Source organism: Pantoea sp. V106_11 (assembly GCF_029967885.1).
Taxonomy (GTDB): Bacteria; Pseudomonadota; Gammaproteobacteria; order Enterobacterales; family Enterobacteriaceae; genus Pantoea; species Pantoea ananatis.
This window is the reverse complement of the sequence record NZ_JASCAK010000028.1, coordinates 154534-177999: the sequence shown is the minus strand read 5'-3', so window position 1 is coordinate 177999 and position 23466 is coordinate 154534. Positions and strand designations below refer to the sequence as shown.

Below are 23466 nucleotides of genomic sequence, written 5' to 3'. Positions count from 1 at the left end.
GAAAAACTAATAAAGCCTTATTGCATAAGTAATACAGCGGCACCAAAAAATAATTTGTAAAGTATTCCGTTAAATTTTACTATTTTTTAATCTTAAAACTTTACATTTTTAAAATGATGATATTTTAAATAGTAATTTGTATTGTTGTTCGTCCATTGTAAATACTTTCTACTTCGTTCCAGTATTCCTCTTGAATAACTTTAGCTTTACTGCGGAGTTCATCTCCAATATGAATTATCAAAGCTTCTCTTTCCAACATGTCACACAGCAAAATTCTTGTTATATCTTCAGTGCTTAGCTTAAGAAGTTCAATATCATCTGTCATAAATGAATCTTCATCTGGCAGAAGATCCGGCATTGTTTTCACATAATGGTCTAGCATCCCTTTTTGCACACTTAAGCTACATAGCAACACATAGTCTTCGCCCTTTTCAGTCTTTTTTACAGCGATATTAATTTCATTCTGTGTGATTTTCTTTGATAACCCTCTGAGTAGCTCATTACATTTGACCACTGACAGTATGGTTTCATAGATATAGTTTCGGCTCTCTTCATCTAACTCAGGTAAAAACTGAAATGGATTGTATTCGCTATCTTCGAGGTAATAGCTTAAACAGGCCACAGATTTCTTACTCAATGTATTCATAGGTAATAACCTGATAGCTTCAGCATCAAAAATCTTATCAAAAGTTTTTTGACTCACAAGCCGAGAAAGGCTCCCAATATTCATGAATTCTTTGATTTCCACATTGTCCTCACTTTGTCGTTGTTGTTTATCTGAATACTTACTATCCAGCTTTTCTCGAATTGTTGATGGTGTCAGAAACCCACTGATCGATCTCCGCCTCAATAAAAGCCACAGCTCTCGAACCTAATTTGATAGGTTTGGGGAATCTATTTTCAGAAATCAATCGGTAAATCCATGCTTTCTTGTAACCTGTTTTATGTAGGACTTCAGGTAAGCGGATGAGTCGAGTGGTTTGTGTAGTAGATGTGTTCATGATTGTATCTCCTCGTCTGTTCGAAGAGTTGATACTAATACCCAGCAGATAGGCTATTGAAGGGAGTTTTGGTATATAGAATTCTATGCGTTAATCGCTTGGAAAAAAGGGAGAGGAAAAAAATTAATTTCATCTCCCACTTGCAAATTTAAGTTAAACATGAAATCCCTTACAGTAAACTTCTGAGTCCACTAAGAGCAATTACCTCCATATGATTGTTTTTATTTATAAAATTCTCAATGCTTTTGCATGTCTCTCCAGACAAGGCTTTCTCAGCTAAAGGACGATCAGTTTCCTTAAGTTGTTCTTCTCCTCGAATCTCATCTGTTAATCTTGGGTAAAGAATCCTTGATAGAACGGTATTCGTTAAGGCTATTTTTTTAAACTTGGCCCACAGAAGTAAGTCCATCATGGGTAGTATTCGATAATCTATAAGCTTGATGATTTTAGCCAATCCAAATTTTTCAATTTTGTTTTCCTTGACCTGATAATCGTCCCTCCAAACAGGAAGCATAACTTTTAGTGCATTTATAATTTCTTCATCAGAGGAATTTTTAATGTCGAATGATATGAACAGCCTATTATCACTATCCTTTCTTATTACATCTTTCATAATAGAAGTTATTGGCTGATACTTGATTTCTTTTTTAAGCTCTCCCGTTCCTTTTACAAAAGAATCAGAAGCAAAACACTCAAGTGTTCTCTTTAAACTTTCAATATGTCTAAAACTTACCTGATGAATATGGCTGTTATTATAGTTAGATAATTCACCCACATTCATTGTTTGACTGATTAAGGGTTTTCCATCTAAGATCATTTCGAATGTAGTATCATCTCCTTCAAAGAAATCCATTCCTTCAAATATATTTCTCCTGACTTGAAATTCTTTATAAAACTCCCTCAAAGATAATTTTTCTACATCCTGATAATTTTCAATGTTGAACCATGACTGAAGCTCTATGTTGATCTCGTTCACCTTCATGACTTCACCTTTCCGAGCTTAGATTCATTTTTTAATTTATTGAGATAGTCGGCATACCATTGCATCATTTCACGACGCCCATCCAGATATTGAGCATGGTTGTAGGTGCCACGAATAGTATTTCTGTCGGCATGAGCAAGCTGTGTCTCAATCCATGCACTATCAAAACCTTGCTCATGCAAGATCGTGCTTAGAGTATGTCGAAAGCCATGTCCTGTAGCCCTTCCTGCATAGCCGATCTTTTTGATTACCTGATTGATACTGGCTTCACTCATGCTTTTTCGTGAGTCATTTCTGCCGGGAAAAATAAATCTGAATCCGCCAGTAATCACTCTTAACTCTTCAAGAAGCTTGAGAGCTTGATCAGATAAAGGCACCATATGTGGTCTTTTCATTTTCATGCGAGCAACAGGAATCTGCCAAAGACGTTTTTCGAAATCTATCTCGGTCCATTCTGCTGAGCGAAGCTCAATCGTCCTCAATCCAGTTAGCATGAGAAGCTGAGTAGCTATTTGGGTGATTTTGCTACCAGAATATTGCTCCAGTTGTCTCTGAAACTCGCCCAGTTCTGTTACTGACAAATGTGGAAAATGTTTTTGCTTTGGTGCTTTGAGCACACCGACTAAATCTGATACGGGATTGTGCCCAGCCCTGTCAGAAATCACTGCATAGGTAAAAATCTGGCGACATGCCTGACGAGTTTTCTTTAGCTTATCCAGAACTCCCCGTTTCTCCATCTTGCGAAAAACATCGAGCATCTCTTTTGCATTAATGTCTGCAATAGGTCTTTTACCAATGTGAGGAAAAATATCCTTCTTCAGGTATTCCAGGATGTCTGAAGCATAACCTTTTGACCATGATGGTTTCTTGTGCTCATGCCATTCAAGAGCGATAAGCTCAAAGCTGTTATTAACAGCCAAAATTTTTGCAGCCTTGATATCCTGCTTCTGCTGACTCGGGTCTCCGCCTTCCAACAGAAGCTTCTTAGCTTCTGAGCGTTTCTGTCTGGCTTCTGCGAGGCTCAGTAACGGATATGTCCCAAACACTACCCGCTTCTCTTTACCAGCTATACGGTATTTGAGTCTCCAGCTTTTGGCTCCGTTTGGAAATATTTCAAGATACATACCACCACCATCGGAAAGTTTGTATGACTTTTCTTTTGGCTTCGCAGAGTCGATTTGTCGGGCTGTTAGCTTCATTTGGGGGCATCATTTCCATTGAACCTGTCGATGCCCCCTATCGTGCCCCCATATTGGATAAGAACGCAATAGGTGACCTTGGACCAAGACGGACCAGTTAAAAGATTTATATTCTGATTTTTAAGGGAAAAGTAGACTTTAAGAGATGCAAACAGAAGAGAAAGTGGCGCGCCCTACAGGATTCGAACCTGTGACCTACGGCTTAGAAGGCCGGTGCTCTATCCAGCTGAGCTAAGGGCGCGGAGAGGTTGGGTCGAATTATACGGTTGAACGCTGTTACGTCAACGTTTTTGCCGCTGAGGGGCGGCGAGTGCCCAGGTAATAACCAATTTGCGCTAATGACGGTCGCGCCAGGCGCTGAGGGAGACCAGATTGCTTGCTTCTGTCGTTTCCCCTTCCAGCTCAACGCCCTGCTGCGTTACGCGCGCGTTGTATTGCTCGCGAAGCGCATTCAGCTCCTGGCTGTCGGGCTCTAACTGGCGCAAAAAGCCCAGTGCCAGCAACAGTTGCTGTCGGGTAAGCGTGGCAGAGAAACCTGCCCGGGTTAGCACGCTGTGCCAGCGCCAGGTATTTTCATCGCTGCCATCCACAATCAGCACCTGCCAAATCAGCAAAACTGCCGCGCCGTTGTTTAAGTGCGCTTCGTTATCACCCGCGATGTAATCAGTAAACTCTTTCGCCGCCTCTTTACCCATCTGCGACAACATCGATTCAATATGAACCGGCGGCAGTAGCAGGCGCTTGCTGAGTGCCTGTGCGGCATGGCGTGAACCGGCGGTCAGCAACTGAAATCCTACAACAAATACAACAGCCAGAGTGGCAAGCATTAACCAAATCATCACGTCATCCAGTAAGGTCCCTGTCTGGCATCATAAGCGTTAACCCACACTTTCGTCACGGCGAAATGTCGTAAACCAACCTGCTGCAAGAATCTCTACCTGACAGCCGGACGTGCTTCTGACAAAATAGGCGCCATTCCCGACTTAAACTCAACACAGTGGATTTACGCTCTGATGGCAGCAAAAATTATTGACGGTAAAACGATTGCGCAGCAGGTACGGCTTGAGGTTGCAGAAAAAGTGAAGCAACGTCTGGCAGCCGGTAAACGTGCTCCGGGTCTGGCAGTCGTTCTGGTGGGTGAAAACCCTGCATCGCAGATCTACGTCGGCAGTAAGCGTCGTGCCTGTGAAGAAGTGGGCTTTATCTCCCGCTCTTACGATCTGCCCGCCACCACCAGCGAAGCCGAGTTGCTGCAGCTGATCGATAAACTTAACAGCGACAACGAGATTGACGGCATTCTGGTGCAGCTGCCGCTCCCGGCAGGCATTGATAACGTCAAAATCCTGGAGCGCATTACGCCCGATAAAGACGTAGACGGCTTCCATCCCTATAATGTCGGTCGCCTGTGCCAGCGCGCACCAAAGCTGCGCCCTTGTACACCACGCGGCATCGTCACGCTGCTGGAGCGCTACAACATTGATGCCTACGGCCTGAATGCCGTCGTGGTGGGCGCCTCGAACATTGTGGGGCGTCCAATGAGCATGGAGCTGCTGTTAGCGGGCTGCACCACGACCGTAACGCACCGCTTTACCCGCGATCTGCGCCATCACGTTGAGCACGCCGATCTGCTGATCGTCGCGGTAGGCAAACCCAACTTTATTCCAGGTGACTGGATTAAGCCGGGCGCTATTGTTATCGACGTCGGGATTAACCGTCTGGAAAGCGGCAAAGTCGTCGGTGATGTGGATTTTGATGCCGCCGCTGAGCGTGCCGCTTATATCACGCCCGTTCCCGGCGGCGTTGGGCCGATGACGGTCGCAACCTTAATCGAAAATACCTTACAGGCATGTGAAGAGTTTCACGATGGAGAGCAGGCATAATGGCGACGTTTTCTTTAGGTAAATTTCCACACGTTGATCTCTGCGATCTGCTGAAACTGGAAGGTTGGGTGGAAAGCGGCGCGCAGGCCAAAGTCGTGATTAGTGAAGGTGAAGTGCGGGTGGATGGGGAAGTTGAAACCCGTAAGCGCTGCAAAATCGTTCAGGGGCAAACGGTGGAGTTTGCCGGACAGCGCATCACTGTCGTTGCCTGATCGTCAGGTGCCCTGTGCCCGGGGCACCTTAAATCCTTTCTTCCCCAACTATCCGCGTTTCCCCGTTAATCTGCTCCAGCTCAATGTGATTCACTTCTGCATGCTGCGCAATCAGTGCGGCCAGCTTCGGTGAGTGACTGGTGATCCACAGCTGACTAAACTGGCTGGCTTCAGCAATCAGCGCCGCAAGCGCCGGGAGCAAATCCTCATGCAGGCTGTTCTCGGGTTCGTTGAGCGCCATAAAGGCAGGCGGGCGGGGGCTGAGCAGTGCAACCACGAGGCACAGAAAGCGCAGCGTCCCGTCAGAGAACTCGGCGCTTTCCAGCGGGCGCATAATGCCCTGTCGCCGCATCAGCATCTGGAAACGGCCGTTCTGGACATCCACCTGAAATTCGGTATCAGGGAAGGCTTTCGCTGTCACCTTGTAGAGCAGCTCATGATGACCCCGCTCGACAATGGTTGCCCATGCCGCCGCGAGGTTAGCGCCATCGTGCGCCAGAATGGGCGCGCGCACGCCAATTTGCGGCGCACGAATCGGCGAACCGGGCCAGACGGCAAACTCGTGATAGAAGCGCCACTGGCGCAGACGTTCACGCATCTGAGAAAGCTCGGGATAGCGGTGCGGCTCACCGAGCTGACCAAACAGGGACTCTTCGGGATGCAATACGGCGGGATAGCTTACGCGCTCCCCTTCTACATTATGCAAAAAGGCGGTCTGGTTCGTGCGCTGCATGATGCAGGAAGAGGGACGCCGCTGCTGACCACTCAGCCAGATACGTTCTTCTTTGACCAGCGGATCGAGGTTAAACAGGCTGGTCTCAAGCTTCTGAGGAAACCCCACCGCAAGCTCAAAATCCATGTCGTCCATCAGGACCGAGAGGATGAGTCGGCTGGCATCCTGACGACGAGCGCTGCGATGCAGTTCCCCTGCCCACATGACTTTTTGAATGCCGCCCTCTTCTGCCAGCGCTAACGCCAGGCGACCATTCGCGGCCTCGTGCAGCAGGCGCACGGCCTTATACAGGTTGGATTTACCACAGCCATTAGGCCCGCTTACCACGTTCAGTTGCTGAAGCGGCAGGGTCAGATCGCGTACAGAGCGGAAACCGCGAAGGTGAATCTGTTTTATCGTCATAAACAAAAAAGGGCGATGACTCGCCCTCTCCTGTGTTGCCCGTTATTTACGTCGCCAGCTGGAGCCCTGAGGGCCATCTTCGACAATCACGCCAAGCGCGTTCAGCTTGTCGCGGGCTACATCAGCCTGCGCCCAGTCTTTTGCCGCGCGTGCGTCGGCACGGGCTTTCACCCAGCGTTCGATTTCTGCCACTTCTTCATCGTTGCCCTGCGCACTGCTTTGCAGAAACACTTCTGGCTCCTGCTGCAGAATGCCCAGCACGTTGGCAATTTCACGTAGCTTTGCCGCCAGCGCATTGGCTGCCGTCATGTCTTCGCCTTTGAGACGGTTCACTTCACGCGCCATGTCGAACAGCACGGAATAGGCTTCCGGAGTGTTAAAATCATCGTCCATCGCCTCGCGGAAACGGGCCTCGAAGGCTTCACCGCCGTCGGCAACCGCGTTGCGATCGGTATGTCGCAGCGCGGTATAAAGACGTTCCAGCGCCGCACGTGCCTGGTTCAGGTTATCTTCGCCATAGTTAAGCTGGCTACGATAGTGGCCGGACATCAGGAAATAGCGCACGGTTTCGGCATCATAATGCTGCAGTACGTCGCGCACGGTGAAAAAGTTATTCAGCGACTTCGACATCTTCTCACGATCGATCATCACCATGCCTGAATGCATCCAGTAGTTCACATAGGGACCATCATGGGCGCAGGTAGACTGGGCGATTTCGTTTTCGTGATGTGGGAACATCAGGTCAGATCCGCCGCCGTGGATGTCGAAATGCGCGCCAAGCTGTTTGCAGTTCATGGCTGAACACTCAATATGCCAGCCCGGGCGCCCCTGGCCCCACGGTGAAGGCCATGAGGGTTCGTCCGCTTTAGACATCTTCCACAGCACGAAATCCATGGGATTACGCTTCACATCCGCCACTTCAACGCGGGCGCCGGCCTGAAGCTGGTCCAGATCCTGACGCGACAGCGCACCGTAATCCACATCGCTCAGCACATCAAACATGACATCGCCGTTTTCCGCCACATAGGCATGACCGCGGGCAATCAGCTTTTCCACCAGCTCGACGATTTCCGGAATATGGCGCGTGGCGCGCGGTTCCCGATCTGGCGGCAAAATGCCCAGCGCATCAAAATCGCTGTGCATCTCGGCAATCATGCGATTGGTCAGGGTTTCGATGCTCTCGCCGTTCTCGTTGGCACGCTTGATAATTTTGTCGTCGATATCGGTAATATTGCGCACGTAATTTACGTCAAAACCGACGTAACGCAGATAGCGCGATACCACATCAAACGCCACAAACGTGCGCCCGTGCCCAATGTGACAGAGGTCATACACCGTGATGCCGCAGACATACATGCCGATTTTGCCAGCATGAATAGGGGTAAATTCCTCTTTTTGTCGACTCAGGGTGTTATAAATCTTCAGCATTGGGGTTTCCGTAGTAAGCGTGCGTAACGCACCGTTTTAAGTATCCTGATATTGTGCCGTATTTTTATCTGTCACGCGATGCAAAGCAAGCCAACTGCGCAGCCTGGCTGACGTATTATCGGAAATTATGATATAAGAACGTTCGAGAAAAAGGCGTGTGCACCCTAACCGCGCACCCTATGCTACTGACGACAACCTTTACAGGACGAAAAAAATGGTAACTTTCCAGACTAACCATGGCGATATCGTGATCAAGACCTTCGATGACAAAGCGCCCGCAACCGTAAAGAACTTCCTGGATTACTGCCGTGAAGGTTTCTACGACAACACCATTTTTCACCGTGTGATTAACGGCTTTATGATTCAGGGTGGCGGTTTTGAACCCGGCATGAAGCAGAAAGCCACCAAAGAAGAGATCCGTAACGAAGCCAACAACGGTCTGAAAAACACCAAAGGTACGCTGGCGATGGCGCGGACTTCTGCCCCGCACTCTGCGACCGCACAGTTTTTCATTAACGTGGCTGACAATGACTTCCTGAACTTTCGTGACGAAAGCCTGCAGGGCTGGGGTTACTGTGTGTTTGCAGAAGTGGTTGAAGGTATGGATGTGGTTGAGAAAATCAAAGCCGTTTCAACCGGCCGCAGCGGTATGCATCAGGACGTGCCGAAAGACGACGTTGTGATCCAGAAAGTGACCGTCAGCGAGTAATGCCGCGCACGCTGTTTATCGCAGATCTTCATCTGTGTCAGGAAGAACCGGCGATCACCGCCGGTTTTATGCATTTTTTACAGCGCGAAGCCCCACACTGCGACGCGCTCTATATTCTCGGCGATCTGTTTGAAGCCTGGATAGGCGATGACGATCCCAATCCCCTGCATCAACAGGTTGCTGATGCCCTGCGATCCGTGCCTGTTCCGGTATACTTTATTCATGGCAATCGCGATTTCTTAATCGGTCAACGTTTCGCCCGCGCCAGCGGCATGACGCTGTTGCCTGAAGCGCGCGTGCTGACGCTTTACGGCCATCGAGTGCTGATTATGCACGGCGATACGCTGTGTACCGACGATGTGGGTTACCTGCAGTTCCGCGCTAAAGTCCACAATCCCTGGATTCAACGTCTGTTCCTGGCGTTACCGCTGTTTATTCGCAAACGCATCGCAGAACGTATGCGCGCCAACAGTAAACAGGCCAATCAGCATAAGTCGCTGGAGATTATGGATGTGAATCAACAGGCCGTGATCGATGCCCTGCTTCAGCATAAGGCGCCACTGCTGATTCATGGGCACACGCACCGTCCCGCGATACACGATCTGTCGCTGAATGGCGTAAACGCTCAGCGTGCCGTATTAGGGGCCTGGCACAGTCGGGGATCCATGATTCAACTCGATGCCAGCGGCATTCAGCTGATCGATTTCGACTTCTGACAGGGCGAATCGCTTAGCTTCTCATCCAGGAAGGGATGGGGATAGTCTGCACCAAATTGTTCACGCCATGTGCGCTCAATTCGTGCTCTGTCCGTCTGGATGATCGCTTCCCGCGCCAGGTATGCCATGGCTTCATGCGCATGACGCAACGCTGCAGCCTGGTACGCATCCGGCCAGGCGACAGACAACATGCCCAGCGCCTTAAGTAACCGTAACTGCACTTCTTTTATCGCCGCGCCGTCTCGCGCGACAGGTGAGAAAAAATCATCGAATAATGCGTCTACTGACAAGGGCGCGACGTGAATGGCGGGATAGATCACCGTTGGCGCCGCACATTCGCGTGCAAAGCAGGAGAGTATTCTGACGGCTCGCCCGATCACATCGATGGCGGTGCCAGGGTCATTAGTCGCAGGCGACAGCGCACGCGAGGCGATTTCTGCCATCACACACAGGCAAAAACGTGGATCCTGGGCGAAAGTGCGAGACGCGGCTATTGTCAGGGCAGACAACATCAGTTTGCGTTGCTCCGCAGACAGGGCGTGGGTGACATACATGACCGAGCGGGCGGGATGAACAAAAAATCCGGGTTGTGCGACCAGGTAAACATGTACAGGACTGTCTGTGATCGCCTTATGTAGCCTGTCCATATCAATATGCTGAACATAGCCAATAGCGTCCGAATAAACAGCAAACGTGCCCGCAGGTTGACGATCGCTTTCCCGCCAGGGCCTGGCGCCGAAACAAGGGGATTGAGCACGCGCGCTAAAAACTTCAAGCGCCATGCGTTCCACACGTGAGGTCGTTTCATCTACGCTGCCAAGCGAGGTGAGATGGTGAATCCAGCGCAGAAGCGTCACCAGAATTAATGCAATGACCACCAGCGTGACCGCAAACAGGATCACTCGCCCCTGTTCACCATAAGCCCCCATATTCAGTGCGATGATGCCGACCAGACTAAACAGGAAAGAGCCAATAAAGGTCGCGAGAACATTTTGTGTTGTACTGTCTTCAACGACCAGTTTCGTGGCGCGCGGCGTAACATGGGTAGTTGCTGAACCAAACGCCGTTACCATCGTACTCAAGGAAAACGTGGTGACCGCCAGCATGCTGGACGCCAGAATATTCAGGATATTGTCCACTGCGTCAGCACCCACCTTTACCGAAACCGAGGGGGGAATTGCAGATTTAAAGACAATGGAGGCCAGGGCGCTGACAACCGCAGCAAGGGCAAATAAAGTTGCCCTGAACCACAGTTTTCTGCCTGCTTGTCTGAAAATCAGTTGCCAGCGTGAAATCATCCTGTTCCTCTTTCTGTCAGTTAACGTCATCCCTTACCAACCGGGTGCAGCGCGGCTCATCATGTCAGTCACCTTGCAACTCTGTTAACTAAAGTTCAGCGTTTCTTGCGCGTCAACGTCAGAGAACAGAATGTCGATAAAACCCTGCCAGCGCGACGTGTAATCCCGACGCAACCGTTTTCCTTGCGCCCTTCTCATGCTATTCTCTTTGCCCTTCAAAACCTGTCCGCCTGGTCAGGTGTGTTTTCATTCACAGGAGTTGACCGCATGTCGTCGAATGCCGCCCCGGCCCGCATCGCTGTTGTTATGGGTTCCAAAAGTGACTGGTCCACCATGCAGTTCGCTGCGGAAATCCTCTCCAGCCTGGACGTGCCCTTCCATGTGGAAGTGGTCTCAGCGCACCGTACCCCGGACAAGCTGTTTAGCTTTGCCGAAACGGCTGCAGATAACGGCTTTCAGGTCATCATTGCCGGTGCCGGTGGCGCGGCGCACCTGCCTGGCATGCTGGCGGCAAAAACCCTGCTGCCGGTGCTGGGCGTGCCTGTGCAGAGCGCAGCGCTGAGCGGCGTTGACAGCCTCTACTCTATTGTGCAAATGCCGCGCGGTATTCCGGTCGGCACGCTGGCAATCGGTAAAGCCGGTGCCGCCAATGCGGCACTGCTGGCCGCGCAGATTCTGGCGATTCACGACAGCGCGCTGTCATCTCGTCTGGCCGCCTGGCGTCAGGCACAGACCGATGAGGTGCTGGATAATCCGGATCCGCGGGAGGACGCATGAAGCCGGTTTGCGTACTGGGTAACGGTCAGCTTGGCCGCATGTTGCGCCAGGCGGGCGAGCCGATGGGCATTGCCGTTCATCCCGTGGGGCTGGATGCCGATCCCGCCGCCCTGCCTATCGCCGAAAGCGTGATTACGGCCGAAATCGAGCGTTGGCCCGAAACCGCTCTGACGCGCGAGCTGGCGAATCATCCGGCCTTTGTGAACCGCGATATTTTTCCGCGTCTGGCCGATCGCCTGACGCAAAAGCAACTGCTGGACGAGCTTAATCTGGCGACTGCGCCCTGGCAGTTGCTGGCGGATAAAAGCGAGTGGCCTGCGGTTTTCTCTCGGCTGGGTGAACTGGCGATTGTTAAACGCCGCACCGGGGGTTACGACGGTCGCGGTCAGTGGCGTTTACGGGCCAGCGAAACGGCCACGTTACCCGACGACTGCTATGGCGAGTGTATCGTCGAACAGGGCATTCACTTTTCAGGTGAAGTGTCGCTGGTCGGCGCGCGCGGCCACGACGGCAGCACCGTGTTTTATCCCCTGACACATAATCTGCACGAAGAAGGCATTCTGCGGACCAGCGTCGCTTTTCCCCAGGCAGATGTGGAACAGCAGCAGCAGGCCGAAGGAATGCTGGGCGCGATCCTTCACGCGCTTGACTACGTTGGCGTGATGGCGATGGAATGTTTTGTGACGCCTCAGGGTCTGTTGATTAATGAGCTGGCGCCGCGGGTGCATAACAGTGGACACTGGACGCAGAACGGCGCCTCGATTAGCCAGTTCGAACTGCATCTGCGCGCGATTTTGGGGCTGGCGTTGCCCCAGCCGGTCGTCATTGCGCCCTCGGTCATGATCAACCTGATTGGCACCGATGTGAATCCAGACTGGCTACAGCAGCCGCTTGTCCATCTGCACTGGTATGACAAAGCGGTTCGGCAAGGTCGCAAGGTGGGCCATCTGAACCTGAACGACAGCGATCAGCCCCGACTCAAAGCTGCACTGCATGCGCTGTTGCCCCTGCTGCCGGCTGAATATGCCAGCGGTATTCGCTGGGCCACAGACAAGCTTTAAGACGGACTGACGCCGTGCGCAGCCTTGCCGCGCACGGCGTTTTTTATGCGCCGTCGAACGTCCTGAACAGCGCTTTGCCCTTGAGCAAACGCACGCCCAGCCAGCCTCCGCACAGCGACAACAACAACGCGCCACACAACGGTAACGCCAGCCACAAGGCCCAATCGGGCTGCCACGGGAAATCGAAGATTTTACGCTGCAGCGCCCAGAGCGCCGCTTCAGCCCCCACTGCGGCCGCAACGCCGGACACCACGCCAATCAGCGCAAACTCGCACCATAAAGTCGTCCGCAGCAGTCGCTTGCCTGCACCCAACGTGCGGTACACCACCAGTTCCTGACGGCGCTGACGCATGCCCACCTGAATCTGGGCCATCAGCAGCAATATGCCACAGGCGGTCACCAACACCACCATAATCTCCAGGGCCTGGCTGACCTGGGTCAGCACCTGTCCGATCTGACGCATGATGCTGCCAATATCCAGCAGGCTCAGGGTCGGGAACTCACGGTTTAGCTGCGCCAGCAGCGTGGGGTTATTGTCCAGCCGAAAGCTGGTGAGCCAGGTCAGCGGCTGGCTGTCGAGCGCACCGGGTGGAAAGATAAAGAAGAAGTTTGGCTTCAGGCTTTCCCAGTCAACCTTGCGCAGACTGGTAATTTTGGCACTGAACTGTTGCGTATCCCCCTCAAACGTTAAGCTGTCTCCCAGCTTCACCCCCAGCCGCTCCGCCAGCTCGGCCTCCATAGACACTTCCCCCACGGCAGGCGGCCAGTTGCCCGCCACCAGCGGATTATGCGCAGGGAGGGCCGCCAGCGAAGTCAGGTTGAGCTCACGGTTAAGGGCATTATCCCGTTCAGGATCGGCGGCTTGGCCGTTCAACTCGCTCAGCCGCATCCGTGCGATGGGATAAAAGGTTTCTGGTTTAATCTGATGCGTCTGCAGGAAATCACGCACCTGCGGCACCTGATCGGCCGTCATGTTAAGCAGGAAAAAGTTCGGGCTGTCGGCGGGTAACTGCTGCTGCCAGCGATCCAGCAGATCGCCCCGCATCACCAGCAGCAGGGCCAGCAACATAAACGACAGTGAGAACGCGGCAAGCTGGCTCAGCGTCATCGCGGGCTGTCGCAGTAGCCGATTAATCGCCAGACGCAGCGCCAGATTTCGCACTGTCAGACGGCGCAGAAGCAGTAACGTGCCCCAGCCAAGCAGCGCCAGTAGCCCCGCCAGCACCACCACGCCCGCCAGCAGCGCCCACAGCATTTTACTGCCGCCCACCAGCGCCGCCAGCAGCCCCACCACCACCACGACCATCGCCGGCAGGTAGATTTTCAGCGGCCAGACGGTGGCGACGGCATCGCGCCGAAATACGCGCAAAGGCTGCGTCGCCAGCAGCAGGCGATAAGGACGCAATCCCACCAGCAGGGAAATGACAAACAGCGACCCTGTGGCCCATAGCCACGGCCACAGGCTCGCATCAGGCAGGGATGCGGGCAGAACGGGTTTAAGCATTCTCATCAACAGGGCTTCGACGCCCAGCCCGACTGCCCCGCCCGCTACGGCCGCCAGCAGCAATACCGCCAGCCACTGTCCAATAATCAGCTTTTGCAGCGCGCCGCGCGTAGCACCCAGCGTTTTCAGCACCGCCACCAGGTCGTAACGACTTCGGCAATAATGGCTCATTGCCACGGCCACGGCAGCGATCGCCAGCATCAGCGTTAACAACGCCGATAACAGCAAAAACTGCTGCGCGCGCTGCATTGAACGGCCCAGCGCATCTTCGCTGTTCTCAATACTGATCCAGCGTTGACCGGTTTTTATTTGCGGCGTTATCCAGCGGTCGTAGTTTTCCAGCTGCTGAGGGGTGCCAGCAAACTTGTAGCGCCAGGTGATGCGACTGCCGGGCTGGATCGCGCCGGTCTTATCGGCATCGGCCAGATTAATCAGTAAACGCGGTGCCATTTCGAACGGATTGAAACCGCCATCCGGCTCCTGTATCACCTCTCCGGCAATACGCAGCGTGGTATCTCCCACATCGAGTTCATCGCCCACGTGGAGGTTAAGCAGCGCCATTAAGCGCGGAGCGGCCAGTGCCGTGCCGGGCTGAGGTTTCAGGCCCGGCGGGCGGGTTTGCAGCTCGCCAAACATCGGGTAGTGGTTATCGACGGCTTTGACCGACGCCAGCTGCGGCATCTGGCCGGCAAAGGTCATGGTCATAAAGCTCAGCTGACGGCTAACCGATAATCCCGCTTGCTGCGCTTTCGCCAGCCAGTCGGGCGGTGCCGCCGTGCTGGTGCGCAGGGTACGATCGCCCGCCATAAAGTCGCGACTCTGCTGACTCAGCCCTTTTTCCATCCGGTCGCTGATTGATCCCAGCGCCAGCACGCAGGCCACCGCCAGAGTGAGTGCCAGCCAGACGATTAACAGTGAGGGCGAACGCCACTCACGCCAGAACCAGCGCCAGATCATTGCTCCTCCCACAGTTTGCCGTCACGCAGACGCAAGCGTCGGTTACAGCGCGCCGCCAGCTGCTCGTCATGGGTAACCAGAATTAACGTCGTGGCAAAATCGCGGTTGAGGGAAAACAGCAGATCGACAATACGCTCGCCCGTTTTACGATCCAGATTCCCCGTTGGCTCATCGGCAAACAGCAGGCCCGGACGACCGCTGAAGGCCCGGGCAAGCGCGACGCGTTGCTGCTCACCACCGGATAACTGCGCGGGCAGATGCAGCAAACGCTCACCCAGGCCTAACTGCGTGAGCAGCTCCCGTGCCTGGTCACGGCTCTGACGGTCGCTCTCACCGCGCAGCAGTGCAGGCAACTGGACATTTTCCAGCGCATTTAACGTTGGCACCAGCATAAAAGACTGGAACACGAATCCTACCTGCTGCGCACGTAAGGCCGCCCGCTGCTCTTCATTCATCTGATGCAAGGGCTGGCCCAGCAGATGCACCTCGCCCTGGCTGCCGTCATCCAGACCGGCCAGAATCCCCAACAGCGTAGATTTGCCCGATCCTGACTCGCCAATCAGGGCGATTGTTTCAGCTGGTTTGACAACTAACTCAACTCCGGTAAGGATGGTTAACTGATGCTCTCCCTGACCCACGGACTTAGTAAGATGATGAACTTCAAGAATGTTTTCCGCTGGCATTATCCTTTCCTGTTATTGTGCTGTCTGTTGGTGTCCCGTCTTGCTGCGGCCGATACGTTGCTGGTGCTGGGCGACAGCCTGAGTGCAGGCTATCAAATGTCGGCCAGTAAAGCCTGGCCCAGCCTGCTCGATAAAAACTGGCAGCAGCAGCCCAGAGTGATTAATGCCAGTATTAGCGGCGATACCGCCGCACAAGGACTGGCGCGCTTACCTGCCCTATTAAAACAGCACCAACCGCAGTGGGTGTTAATCGAATTGGGCGGTAACGACGGCTTACGTGGCTTTCCGCCAAAGGATATTGAGCAAACGTTAAGCACCATCATCGAGCAGGTAAAAACCGCCAGGGCTAAACCGATCCTGATGCAAGTACGTTTACCCGCCAACTACGGCCGCCGTTATACGGATGCGTTCCGCGCGATTTATCCGCAGTTGGCGAAACAGCACGATATTCCTTTACTGCCCTTTTTCATGGAGCAGGTTTATTTAAAACCCGAATGGATGCAGCAGGATGGTATTCATCCCAATCCTGACGCCCAACCCTTTATCGCTGAACTGATGGCGAAAGAACTGGCCCCATTAGTTAAGCAGTAGTTGTGCAAAAAAGGTAACACATGCAAAAAACCATTTTGATCACGGGCTGTTCGAGCGGTATTGGCCTGGTTGCAGCCAATGACCTGCTGGCTCGCGGCTATCACGTTATTGCAGCCTGCCGAAAAGCCGACGACGTGGCGCACATGCAAAGCCTCGGCTTTACGGGGCTGATGCTGGATTTGGACGACGCAGAGAGCGTTGACCGCGCTGCCGATGAGGTGTTGGCGCTGACCGGTAACCGGCTGTTTGCCCTGTTTAATAACGCCGGCTTCGGCACCTATGGTCCGTTAAACACCATCACGCGTCAGCAATTTGAACAGCAATTTTCCAGCAATGTGTTTGGCACCCACCAACTCACTATGCGGCTGCTTCCGGCGTTGAAGGCTTTTGGCAATGCCCGGATCGTGAATACCAGTTCGGTGTTAGGCCTGATTTCCACGCCGGGTCGGGGCGTTTATGCCGCCAGTAAATATGCGCTGGAAGCCTGGAGCGATGCGTTACGCATGGAGCTGCACGCAAGCGGCGTGCGCGTCAGCCTCATTGAACCGGGTCCAATCCAGACCCGATTCACCGATAATGTGACGCAGGGTGAGCAGGATAATCCGGTGCTGAATCCCGGTCTGGCCGCGCGGTTTACGCTGCCGCCTGAGGCCATTTTACCTAAGCTGCGCCATGCGCTCGAAAGCAAACATCCGCGTTTGCGTTATCCGGTGACACTGGTCGCACACGCGATGGGCCTGTTGAAACGCGCGCTGCCAGGCTGGATACTGGATCGCATAATTCGCAGTCAGTAAAGGTATTGCGCGAATACAGCTTGAAGCAGGGCCAGTCGGCCCCATATTCTTTAAACATTTTCTGCAAAGAGACTTAGTCATGTCACCACACGCTTCGATTATCGACATTAACGAATCCAACCTGCAACAGACCCTTGAGCAGTCAATGCAGATACCGGTGCTGTTCTACTTTTGGTCGGATCGCAGCCAACATTGCCAGGAACTGACGCCGTTGCTGGAGCGACTGGCTCAGGAATACGCAGGCCAGTTTATTCTTGCCAAACTGGATTGTGATAAAGAGCAAAGGGTGGCATCGCAATTTGGGTTACGCTCCATTCCCACCGTCTACCTGTTCCAGAACGGCCAGCCTGTTGACGGTTTCCAGGGGCCACAGCCGGAAGACGCCGTGCGCGCCCTGCTGGAAAAAGTGCTGCCGCGTGAGGAAGAGTTAAAAGCCCAGCAGGCGATGGCGCTGATGCAGGAAGGCAAACCGCTGGACGCTTTACCGCTGCTGAAAGAGGCATGGCAGCTCAGTAATAAAGACAGCGAAATTGGTTTTCTGCTGGCGGACGTGCTGATTACCCTGAACCGTAGCGATGAAGCAGAAACGGTACTCAACGCCGTGCCGTTGCAGGATCAGGACACCCGTTATCAAAGCCTGATCGCCCAGATCGATTTACTGAAACAGGCGGCCGATACGCCTGAAATTCAGCAGCTGCAATCACAGCTGGAAAGCGACCCGGATAACGCTGAACTGGCGACCAAACTGTCGCTGCAGCTGCATCAGGTCGGGCGTAATGAAGAAGCGCTGGAACTGCTGTTTAACGTCATTAAACGCGATTTGAACGCCGCTGACGGCCAGGCGCGTAAAATGTTGCAGGAGATCCTGGCGGCATTGGGCACGGGCGATGCGCTTGCCGCACGCTATCGCCGCCAGCTCTATTCCCTGCTTTACTGATGTAAGCAGAAAACGGGCCGAACGATTTGGCCCGTTCATCTGACAACCTGGAGGTTATATGCTCACCGTGATTCCTGTTCTCATCCTGGTCGCCCTGGTCACCGTATGGTCCGGCGTGAAAATCGTTCCGCAAGGCTATCAGTGGACGGTCGAACGCTTTGGCCGCTACACCCGCACGCTTCAGCCCGGCCTGAGTCTGGTTGTTCCCTTTATGGATCGTATCGGTCATAAGATCAATATGATGGAACGGGTGCTGGATATTCCCTCTCAGGAGATCATCTCCAAAGATAACGCCAACGTCACGATTGATGCGGTCTGTTTTGTCCAGGCCATCGATCCGGCGCGGGCCGCCTATGAAGTCAGCAATCTGGAGCTGGCGATTCTTAACCTCACTATGACCAATATGCGCACCGTGTTGGGCAGCATGGAACTGGATGAGATGCTGTCTCAGCGAGACAGCATTAATACCCGCTTACTGCATATCGTTGATGAAGCCACCAATCCCTGGGGCGTAAAAATCACCCGTATTGAAATTCGTGATGTTCGTCCGCCACAGGAGCTGATTGGCGCCATGAACGCCCAGATGAAAGCGGAGCGTACTAAACGAGCCGATATTCTGGCGGCGGAAGGTGTGCGGCAGGCGGAAATTCTGCGGGCCGAAGGGGAAAAACAGGCGCAGATTTTGAAAGCGGAAGGGGAACGAACGTCGGCTTTCCTGCAGGCTGAAGCCCGTGAACGTCAGGCGGAAGCGGAAGCCCGCGCCACGAAAATGGTATCGGAAGCGATAGCCGCCGGCGATATTCAGGCCATAAATTACTTTGTGGCGCAGAAATACACGGATGCGCTGCAAAAAATTGGTGAGTCCAGTAACAGTAAAGTGGTGATGATGCCGCTGGAAGCCAGCAGCTTGTTGGGTGCGATCGGCGGAATTGGTGAGCTGTTAAAAGAAACCCGCAGCGAGTCGAAACGCTGATGGTGAGTGAGATTGTTGCCCATCCGCACTGGTTCTGGCTGACGCTGGGCGGGCTGCTACTGGCGGCTGAGATGCTCGGCACAAATGGCTACCTGCTCTGGAGCGGGCTCGCAGCCATGCTGGTCGGTATCACAGAATGGGCTTTGCCGCTCAGTTGGACCGCCCAGGGCTGTTTGTTTGCCGCATTAACGCTGGCGAGCGTATTTATCTGGCATCGCGTAATGCGCTATCGCGAGCGCAACCAGCAGCCAAATTCCCTTAATCAGCGCGGCAACCAGATGATCGGCCTGCAGTTGACCCTGGACAGTGCGTTGCAAAACGGTATCGGTCACGTCCGCGTTGGCGACAGCAGCTGGCGCGTTCAGGCAGACCAGAATCTCCCTGCCGGTACGTTGGTTGAAGTGGTAGCAGTGGAAGGTATTACTCTGCGCATTCAGTCTCGCGTGCCGCCAACCTGACTGCAGCAGCCTGCCAGGTTATTAATGATCGGGCAGTCCGCGCTGTCATTACCCGGGCAGGCCGCCGCCAGCGCCAACAGGCGTGCGCGCATGGCGTGCAGTTCTTCAATATGCGCAGCAATTTCGTCAGCTTTCTGCAGCGTACGCGCCTTAACGTCCGCGCTGTGGCGTTCAGGGTCGTTAAACAGCCCGACCAGCTCGCGGCACTCATCAAGGGTAAAACCCACCTGCCGTGCCTGGCGTAATAAATTCAGCTCATCAAGATGGTGTGAATTGTAATGCCGGTAGCCGTTATCGCCGCGCAGTGGGGGCGTGACTACGCCCTTTTCTTCATAGAAACGAATAGCCTTACTGGTTAGCCCGGTCTTTTTCGCCACGGTACTAATATTCATAACAGTTTTCCTGATCTTCCCCTATACGGGGCGCTTCTAAAAGGCCCAGCCCGTGAGCTGCCGGGCTAAATCAGTGTTTGATTCTACGTCACTCGTGCCCGACTCTGTCGTTTTGCACCCGAGAACAGGTGGAAAACAAGGCATTTCATGCAGGAAATTATAGATCACCCTGCCTGGTAAAAGGGTTCTCGTCCCGGTATCTAAGTCAACGCGGTCGCTGCAGAGGCCTTCGGCTGACGCTTCCGGTTAACCTGAGTAATGCCAAAACGCGCCTGAGTGCAAAACAAACTGGTTAGCCGGTCAATCTATCATCAATCCTATAAAAAATAAGATGATAACGCTTGTCAACGCAGAAAATTCCGATAAAATCCCGCCAGTTTGTAACAAATCATTATCATCATTAAAGTATAGGGGATTGGATTATGGCTTTAGTCAGCTGTCCAGAATGTCATAAGGAAGTGAGTGATTCAGCATTACGTTGTCCATCATGTGCCAGGCAGCTCAGAAAGCCGCGTCGCTCTTTTTTTGGCAAAATGGTTAAGTGGACTTTCATTCTGTTTAACATTCTTATGGTGTACTGCCTGTTCGCAGGATTAGGTGGAAGTGGCGACGTTATCAATAACGCGGCTTCCGATGCGGAAAAAGCCGGTGCTGCGCTTGGAGCAGGTTTAGGTTTAATGGCGATCGGCACCCTTTGGGTTATTGGCGACATCATTATCGGGACGCTGGTCTTCTTTACCAGACCCAAAGGGTAATTGACTCATCCTGCGCGCCTGCAAAGGGTTTAGCATGCCTGGCGAAAACCGTTGCACAGCAAGGGAACAGCGAAATGTCGATCCCGTTAACGCGGATAGCAGGTAAATCAGTCCCGCTTATCTGGCGAAGCACGGAACTGTGTATATCTTGAGCGACAGGCATGATCGAACAGGATGAAGCCTCGGCAGTAAGCGCAGGGTTGGCCGTCATTTCGTCACCCCTTTTCATCAGCGGGCTTGCACGCCTTTAAGCCGAATGAAAGTCAAAAAAGCCCTGCTTATCTGGACTGCCGCAAAAGTTGGACAGTGCAGGTTACGCGGGGCTTTCTTCTTGTGGCGTCCTGAGTCATGTCAACGCCAGCAAGCCGGGTACACCACCGGTGAATAAACTTCCTTTATCTGGCCATTCAGGATTTGACCTTCCCCTTGAGGGAAGGTTTAACCTGAATGACAGTCACATCTGAACGATCAACCCCGCACATCTGATAAAGGAGTCAACCATGTCAAACACGATTGTTCTGGCGCTGGACGGATTGTCCTGCGGCCACTGCGTAAAACGCGTCAAAGATGCGCTCGAACAGCGCGACGATGTCGAGCAGGCTGAGGTTACTCAACAGGAAGCCCGCGTGTCAGGCCGTGCAGACGCTACCGCGCTGATCGCTACCGTTGAACAAGCGGGCTACCATGCAACATTAAAAGCTGCGGGTTCCAGCCCAAAGCCTGAGCCGTTGACAGCAGCAGAGCCGCCGCCGGAGGCGCTGACAACGGAGTCTTCTCCTCTTCCGGCAACTGAAAATCAGCCCGCTCACGTGCTGTTAATCGACGGGATGAGCTGCGCCAGCTGCGTCAGCCGGGTTGAGAAAGCCCTTGAGCAGGTAAGTGGTGTGCAACAGGCCCGCGTGAATCTGGCCGAACGCAGCGCGCTGGTGATGGGCAATGTGGCACCCCATCTGCTGGTCGCCGCCGTGGATGCGGCCGGCTATGGGGCGGAAGTGGTCGAAGACGAACAGCAACGCCGTGAAAAGCAGCAGCGCAGCGCCCGACGCGCCATGCGACGTTTTAGCTGGCAGGCGGGACTTGCACTGCTGTTTGGCGTGCCGTTAATGATCTGGGGCATGTTGGGCGACAACATGATGCTCACCGAGGACAATCATACCACCTGGCTGGTGTTGGGCACGGTTACGCTGTTGGTGATGGTCGCCACGGGCGGTCACTTCTACCGCAGTGCCTGGCGCAGCCTGCTCAACCGCAGCGCGACAATGGATACCTTAGTCTCGCTGGGCACCGCCGCCGCCTGGATCTACTCCTTTAGCGTGGTGATTTGGCCGGCGTTCTTCCCGCTGCAGGCGCGTCATCTCTACTTCGAAGCCAGCGTAATGATTCTCGGCCTGATCAATCTGGGCCATGCGCTTGAACAACGCGCGCGTCAGCGTTCCTCGCGAGCCCTGGAACACCTGCTCGATCTGACGCCGGAACAGGCAAGAGTCGTAACGGAACAGGGTGAAACCTCAATGCCGGTTAGCGCGGTACAGCCCGGCATGATCCTGCGGCTGGTCGCGGGCGATCGCGTGCCGGTCGATGGCGAAGTCCAGGACGGTGAAGCCTGGTGTGATGAGGCCATGCTGACCGGTGAGGCGGTGCCGCAAAGCAAAACGCAGGGCGATCGTCTGTTTGCCGGCACCCTGGTGCAGGACGGGACAGTACGCTTCATTGCCCGCGCGACCGGTGGCAATACGACGCTGGCGCGCATCATTCAGTTAGTCCGTAAAGCCCAGAGCAGTAAGCCAGATGTGGGTCGTCTGGCCGATCGTATTTCTGCCGTGTTTGTGCCGGTGGTGGTGCTTATCGCCCTGATAAGCGCCGCAGTCTGGTATACCGCCGGTCCGGCGCCTCAGATTGCCTACGCGCTGGTGGTGGCCACCACAGTGCTGATTATTGCCTGCCCCTGCGCGCTGGGCCTGGCCACGCCCATGTCGATTATCGCCGGAACCGGCCGCGCCGCCGAATACGGCGTGCTGGTACGCGATGCCGATGCACTGCAGCGCGCCAGCCGTATCGATACGCTGGTGTTTGATAAAACCGGCACGCTGACAAGGGGCACACCGCAGGTGACCGAGGTGATGAGCTGGAACGGCAGCACGCGCGATTCGGTCCTGTCTTCGGCGGCGGCGCTGGAACAGACATCGGGTCACCCACTGGCGAAAGCGATCCTGGCGGAAGCGGGTACCGCAGCAACGCCCGCGATTGCGCAATTTCGTACAATACGCGGCAAAGGCGTAAGCGGCATACTCAATGGCAGACAGCTGTTACTGGGTAATGTCAGTCTGTTACACGATTACGGCGTGGATTGCCAACCGGCGCGGGCTGAAATTGACAGGCTCACCCGGCAAGGGGCAACCCCGGTATTACTGGCACAGGATAGACAGCTTACCGGTCTGATTGGCTTGCGGGATACGCTGCGCCCTGAAGCGAAAGCAGCACTGCAGCGGCTGCATGCAGCGGGTTACCGACTGGTTATGCTGACCGGGGATCATGAAAATACGGCCCGGGCTGTTGCGCATGAAGTCGGTATTGATGAGGTGATTGCAGGCGTACTGCCCGAAGGTAAAGCCGATGCGATAAGCCAACTACAGCAGCAAGGAAGGCAGGTTGCCATGGTGGGCGATGGTATCAATGATGCTCCGGCACTGGCGCAGGCTGATGTCGGTATTGCGATGGGCGGCGGCAGCGATGTGGCGGTAGAAACCGCAGCGATTACGCTCATGCGGGCCGATCTGCATGGCGTGGTGGATGCCTTAAAGATTGCCTCCGCCACCCTGGGCAATATCCGGCAGAATCTGTTTGGCGCGTTTATTTACAACGTTATCGGTATTCCGCTGGCGGCAGGCGTGCTCTTTCCTTTTACCGGCCTGTTGCTTAGCCCGGTTTTTGCCGGTGCCGCCATGGCGCTGTCGTCAATAACCGTGGTGAGCAATGCTAACCGCCTGTTGCGCTATAAGCCACGCGTTTAGCAATAACTGCCCT

The 23466-nt window shown here is 53.9% G+C and carries 24 protein-coding genes and 1 tRNA gene; 13 read left to right on the top strand and 12 right to left on the bottom strand.

Annotated features, from left to right (window positions below):
- Positions 1-124: 124 nt before the first annotated feature.
- The 6 genes from QLG08_RS11500 to QLG08_RS11475 form a co-directional block, all read right to left on the bottom strand.
- Entirely contained in the window at positions 125-748 is a 624-nt protein-coding gene (locus QLG08_RS11500) for a hypothetical protein (protein WP_210453558.1), read from the bottom strand.
- Between the two features lie 40 nt (positions 749-788).
- On the bottom strand, positions 789-1001 hold the full coding sequence (locus QLG08_RS11495) for an AlpA family transcriptional regulator (RefSeq protein ID WP_127833770.1): 213 nt from the start codon (positions 999-1001) through the stop codon (positions 789-791).
- A 169-nt stretch (positions 1002-1170) separates the two neighbouring features.
- Positions 1171-1983: a DUF6387 family protein gene (locus QLG08_RS11490; RefSeq protein WP_210453557.1), complete on the bottom strand. Its 813-nt coding sequence runs from the start codon at positions 1981-1983 to the stop codon at positions 1171-1173.
- Complete coding sequence (locus tag QLG08_RS11485) at positions 1980-3182, bottom strand: integrase arm-type DNA-binding domain-containing protein (RefSeq protein WP_282472920.1); 1203 nt, start codon at positions 3180-3182, stop codon at positions 1980-1982. The genes QLG08_RS11490 and QLG08_RS11485 overlap by 4 nt, the downstream gene beginning before the upstream one ends.
- Before the next feature lie 164 nt (positions 3183-3346).
- Positions 3347-3423, bottom strand: a tRNA-Arg gene (locus tag QLG08_RS11480).
- A 94-nt stretch (positions 3424-3517) separates the two neighbouring features.
- Positions 3518-4021, bottom strand: coding sequence for a DUF1198 family protein (locus tag QLG08_RS11475; protein WP_282472919.1), 504 nt, complete (start codon positions 4019-4021; stop codon positions 3518-3520).
- A gap of 174 nt (positions 4022-4195) precedes the next feature.
- Between QLG08_RS11475 and folD the strand changes: the two genes are divergently transcribed.
- Together folD and ybcJ are read left to right on the top strand one after the other, a co-directional pair.
- Positions 4196-5062: a bifunctional methylenetetrahydrofolate dehydrogenase/methenyltetrahydrofolate cyclohydrolase FolD gene (gene folD, locus QLG08_RS11470; RefSeq protein WP_014593113.1), complete on the top strand. Its 867-nt coding sequence runs from the start codon at positions 4196-4198 to the stop codon at positions 5060-5062.
- On the top strand, positions 5062-5274 hold the full coding sequence (ybcJ, locus tag QLG08_RS11465) for a ribosome-associated protein YbcJ (RefSeq protein ID WP_013024949.1): 213 nt from the start codon (positions 5062-5064) through the stop codon (positions 5272-5274). Before folD ends, ybcJ begins: the two co-directional genes overlap by 1 nt.
- 28 nt (positions 5275-5302) lie before the next feature.
- On the opposite strand, the gene QLG08_RS11460 is transcribed toward ybcJ, so the two are convergent.
- Both QLG08_RS11460 and cysS read right to left on the bottom strand, forming a co-directional pair.
- Positions 5303-6409, bottom strand: coding sequence for an AAA family ATPase (locus tag QLG08_RS11460; RefSeq protein WP_014593112.1), 1107 nt, complete (start codon positions 6407-6409; stop codon positions 5303-5305).
- Between the two features lie 42 nt (positions 6410-6451).
- Positions 6452-7837: a cysteine--tRNA ligase gene (gene cysS / locus QLG08_RS11455; protein ID WP_014606408.1), complete on the bottom strand. Its 1386-nt coding sequence runs from the start codon at positions 7835-7837 to the stop codon at positions 6452-6454.
- Positions 7838-8051: 214 nt separating this feature from the next.
- Between cysS and ppiB the strand changes: the two genes are divergently transcribed.
- Positions 8052-8546 carry a peptidylprolyl isomerase B gene (gene ppiB / locus QLG08_RS11450; RefSeq protein ID WP_014593110.1) on the top strand — a complete coding sequence of 165 codons (495 nt, stop codon included), beginning with the start codon at positions 8052-8054 and terminating at the stop codon, positions 8544-8546.
- The gene (gene lpxH, locus QLG08_RS11445) at positions 8546-9262 is read left to right on the top strand and encodes a UDP-2,3-diacylglucosamine diphosphatase (RefSeq protein ID WP_282472918.1); all 717 of its coding nucleotides are present in this window, start codon (positions 8546-8548) and stop codon (positions 9260-9262) included. The genes ppiB and lpxH overlap by 1 nt, the downstream gene beginning before the upstream one ends.
- On the opposite strand, the gene QLG08_RS11440 is transcribed toward lpxH, so the two are convergent.
- Positions 9238-10560, bottom strand: a complete 1323-nt coding sequence (locus QLG08_RS11440) for a DUF2254 domain-containing protein (RefSeq protein WP_029569724.1) — start codon at positions 10558-10560, stop codon at positions 9238-9240. The genes lpxH and QLG08_RS11440 overlap by 25 nt on opposite strands.
- Before the next feature lie 267 nt (positions 10561-10827).
- On the opposite strand from QLG08_RS11440, the gene purE reads away from it, so the two are divergent.
- Both purE and purK read left to right on the top strand, forming a co-directional pair.
- Entirely contained in the window at positions 10828-11337 is a 510-nt protein-coding gene (gene purE / locus QLG08_RS11435) for a 5-(carboxyamino)imidazole ribonucleotide mutase (RefSeq protein WP_014593107.1), read from the top strand.
- Entirely contained in the window at positions 11334-12398 is a 1065-nt protein-coding gene (gene purK, locus QLG08_RS11430; RefSeq protein ID WP_282472917.1) for a 5-(carboxyamino)imidazole ribonucleotide synthase, read from the top strand. Before purE ends, purK begins: the two co-directional genes overlap by 4 nt.
- Positions 12399-12441: 43 nt before the next feature.
- Here purK and ybbP read toward each other — a convergent pair whose 3' ends face one another.
- Both ybbP and ybbA read right to left on the bottom strand, forming a co-directional pair.
- Positions 12442-14859, bottom strand: a complete 2418-nt coding sequence (ybbP, locus tag QLG08_RS11425) for a putative ABC transporter permease subunit YbbP (protein WP_282472916.1) — start codon at positions 14857-14859, stop codon at positions 12442-12444.
- The gene (gene ybbA, locus QLG08_RS11420; RefSeq protein ID WP_013024940.1) at positions 14856-15542 is read right to left on the bottom strand and encodes a putative ABC transporter ATP-binding protein YbbA; all 687 of its coding nucleotides are present in this window, start codon (positions 15540-15542) and stop codon (positions 14856-14858) included. Before ybbA ends, ybbP begins: the two co-directional genes overlap by 4 nt.
- On the opposite strand from ybbA, the gene tesA reads away from it, so the two are divergent.
- The 5 genes from tesA to QLG08_RS11395 all read left to right on the top strand — a co-directional run bounded on the left by tesA (position 15510) and on the right by QLG08_RS11395 (position 19295).
- Complete coding sequence (gene tesA, locus QLG08_RS11415; protein WP_022622644.1) at positions 15510-16133, top strand: multifunctional acyl-CoA thioesterase I/protease I/lysophospholipase L1; 624 nt, start codon at positions 15510-15512, stop codon at positions 16131-16133. The genes ybbA and tesA overlap by 33 nt on opposite strands.
- Positions 16134-16153: 20 nt before the next feature.
- Positions 16154-16927 carry an SDR family oxidoreductase gene (locus QLG08_RS11410; RefSeq protein WP_014606414.1) on the top strand — a complete coding sequence of 258 codons (774 nt, stop codon included), beginning with the start codon at positions 16154-16156 and terminating at the stop codon, positions 16925-16927.
- A 79-nt stretch (positions 16928-17006) separates the two neighbouring features.
- Positions 17007-17864 carry a co-chaperone YbbN gene (locus QLG08_RS11405; protein WP_014593103.1) on the top strand — a complete coding sequence of 286 codons (858 nt, stop codon included), beginning with the start codon at positions 17007-17009 and terminating at the stop codon, positions 17862-17864.
- Positions 17865-17922: 58 nt separating this feature from the next.
- The gene (locus QLG08_RS11400) at positions 17923-18837 is read left to right on the top strand and encodes an SPFH domain-containing protein (protein ID WP_014606415.1); all 915 of its coding nucleotides are present in this window, start codon (positions 17923-17925) and stop codon (positions 18835-18837) included.
- On the top strand, positions 18837-19295 hold the full coding sequence (locus QLG08_RS11395) for an NfeD family protein (protein WP_015700810.1): 459 nt from the start codon (positions 18837-18839) through the stop codon (positions 19293-19295). The genes QLG08_RS11400 and QLG08_RS11395 overlap by 1 nt, the downstream gene beginning before the upstream one ends.
- On the opposite strand, the gene cueR is transcribed toward QLG08_RS11395, so the two are convergent.
- On the bottom strand, positions 19271-19687 hold the full coding sequence (cueR, locus tag QLG08_RS11390; RefSeq protein WP_015700811.1) for a Cu(I)-responsive transcriptional regulator: 417 nt from the start codon (positions 19685-19687) through the stop codon (positions 19271-19273). The genes QLG08_RS11395 and cueR overlap by 25 nt on opposite strands.
- Positions 19688-20109: 422 nt before the next feature.
- Here cueR and QLG08_RS11385 point away from each other — a divergent pair, with 422 nt between their 5' ends.
- Complete coding sequence (locus QLG08_RS11385) at positions 20110-20442, top strand: hypothetical protein (RefSeq protein WP_013024933.1); 333 nt, start codon at positions 20110-20112, stop codon at positions 20440-20442.
- 500 nt (positions 20443-20942) lie between these two features.
- The gene (gene copA, locus QLG08_RS11380) at positions 20943-23453 is read left to right on the top strand and encodes a copper-exporting P-type ATPase CopA (RefSeq protein WP_282472915.1); all 2511 of its coding nucleotides are present in this window, start codon (positions 20943-20945) and stop codon (positions 23451-23453) included.
- The last annotated feature ends 13 nt before the right edge of the window (positions 23454-23466 follow it).